Source organism: Paenirhizobium daejeonense, assembly GCF_014280875.1.
Classification (GTDB): Bacteria; Pseudomonadota; Alphaproteobacteria; order Rhizobiales; family Rhizobiaceae; genus Allorhizobium; species Allorhizobium daejeonense.
Map to the genome: position 1 here is coordinate 1 of NZ_JACLAL010000010.1, position 2,500 is coordinate 2,500.

The 2,500-nt window shown below is 54.0% G+C and carries 1 tRNA gene and 2 rRNA genes (1 of these 3 cut by a window edge); all 3 read right to left on the reverse strand.

Annotation, left to right across the window (positions count from 1 at the left end):
- Positions 1-71: 71 nt before the first annotated feature.
- A tRNA-Met gene (locus tag H4I99_RS20840) sits at positions 72-148 on the reverse strand.
- Positions 149-345: 197 nt separating this feature from the next.
- A 5S ribosomal RNA gene (gene rrf / locus H4I99_RS20845) occupies positions 346-460 on the reverse strand.
- A gap of 123 nt (positions 461-583) precedes the next feature.
- Positions 584-2,500: ribosomal RNA gene (locus tag H4I99_RS20850) — 23S ribosomal RNA — on the reverse strand; it runs 882 nt beyond the window's last position.

Consider the following 2,500-nt stretch of genomic DNA (forward strand, 5'->3'; position numbering starts at 1 on the left):
GCCGTTGGGAGGCCGGTCAAATTCTGACGAGTTTGATGTAGAGAGGAGATTTGGATTTATTATGTGGAATTTGGTTGCGGGGGCAGGATTTGAACCTGCGGCCTTCAGGTTATGAGCCTGACGAGCTACCGGGCTGCTCCACCCCGCGTCACCAAGATAACGGGCCGTTTTTGGCCTGTTTTATCGGCATTCCCTTAGGCTTGCCGGAATTGCCAGACCATTTGGTTTGGCGGTTGATTTCGTCGATGTGACGCTCAAACGAAAGAGGCCGCGATTAGTGCGGCCTCGATATGGGCTCGAGGCCCTTTGTGTTTGGAGAAGATTTTGTTTTGTTGCGTTTTGCAGACCTGGCAGCGACCTACTCTCCCGCGTCTTGAGACGAAGTACCATTGGCGCAGGGGCGTTTCACGGCCGTGTTCGGAATGGGAACGGGTGCAGCCGCCCCGCAATAACCACCAGGTCAGCGAAGCGCAACAATTTGAGAAGCTGGCGAGGCGTGAAGCCTCTTTTGTTTTATGAACACGTCTTTGTTTTCAGCATCATCAAGGCCGCTGCGGGCCCTTGATGAGCATGGTCAATGAGAACGATCAAGCCAATCGAGCTATTAGTACCGGTAAGCTTCACACATTGCTGCGCTTCCACACCCGGCCTATCAACGTGGTCGTCTTCCACGGCTCTGATAGGGAACACTCGTTTTCAGGTGGGTTTCCCGCTTAGATGCCTTCAGCGGTTATCCCTTCCATATATAGCTACCCTGCTATGCCGTTGGCACGACAACAGGTCCACCAGAGATATGTCCATCCCGGTCCTCTCGTACTAGGGACAGATCCTGTCAATATTCCTACACCCACGGCAGATAGGGACCGAACTGTCTCACGACGTTCTGAACCCAGCTCACGTACCGCTTTAATTGGCGAACAGCCAAACCCTTGGGACCTGCTCCAGCCCCAGGATGCGATGAGCCGACATCGAGGTGCCAAACAACCCCGTCGATATGGACTCTTGGGGGTCATCAGCCTGTTATCCCCGGCGTACCTTTTATCCGTTGAGCGATGGCCCTTCCACGCGGGACCACCGGATCACTATGACCGACTTTCGTCTCTGCTCGACTTGTCAGTCTCGCAGTCAGGCGGGCTTATGCCATTGCACTCGACGACCGATTTCCGACCGGTCTGAGCCCACCATCGCGCGCCTCCGTTACTCTTTCGGAGGCGACCGCCCCAGTCAAACTACCCACCATACACTGTCCCGGATCCGGATAACGGACCGCGGTTAGACATCCATGACGATAAGGGTGGTATTTCAAGGATGGCTCCACTCAAACTGGCGTCCAAGCTTCAAAGCCTACCACCTATCCTACACATGCCGACACGAATGCCAGTGTAAAGCTATAGTAAAGGTGCACGGGGTCTTTCCGTCTAACCGCAGGAACCCCGCATCTTCACGGGGAATTCAATTTCACTGAGTCTATGCTGGAGACAGCGGGGAAGTCGTTACGCCATTCGTGCAGGTCGGAACTTACCCGACAAGGAATTTCGCTACCTTAGGACCGTTATAGTTACGGCCGCCGTTTACTGGGGCTTCGATTCAAAGCTTGCACCTCTCCTCTTAACCTTCCAGCACCGGGCAGGCGTCAGACCCTATACGTCGTCTTGCGACTTCGCAGAGCCCTGTGTTTTTGATAAACAGTCGCTACCCCCTGGTCTGTGCCACCCCACAACACTTGCGTGCCATGGGGTCACGCTTCTTCCGAAGTTACGCGTGCAATTTGCCGAGTTCCTTCAGCATAGTTCTCTCAAGCGCCTTGGTATACTCTACCTGACCACCTGTGTCGGTTTCGGGTACGGTCTGTACGGTGGAGCTATTTCCTGGAACCGCTCCGCTGCACTGATAATCCAATAAACCAGTACAACTTGTGCAATCCGTCACTACCACCAGGCCCACGAATATTAACGTGGTTCCCATCGACTACGCGTGTCCGCCTCGTCTTAGGGGCCGGCTAACCCTGCTCAGATTAACTTTAAGCAGGAACCCTTGGTCTTTCGGCGAGGGAGTCTCTCACTCCCTTTATCGTTACTCATGTCAACATTCGCACTTCCGATATCTCCAGGGGTCCTCACGGATCCCCCTTCACAGACTTACGGAACGCTCCGCTACCACGTGGATAAATCCACATCCTCAGCTTCGGTGCATGGCTTTAGCCCCGTTACATTTTCGGCGCAAAGACCCTTATTTAGACCAGTGAGCTGTTACGCTTTCTTTAAATGATGGCTGCTTCTAAGCCAACATCCTGGTTGTTTTGGGATCCTCACATCCTTTCCCACTTAGCCATGACTTGGGGACCTTAGCTGGAGGTCAGGGTTGTTGCCCTTTTCACGACGGACGTTAGCACCCGCCGTGTGTCTGCCGACTAGTACTCCTCGGTATTCGGAGTTTGGTTAGGATCAGTAAGACGGTGAGTCCCCATAGCCCATCCAGTGCTCTACCCCCGAGGGTATTC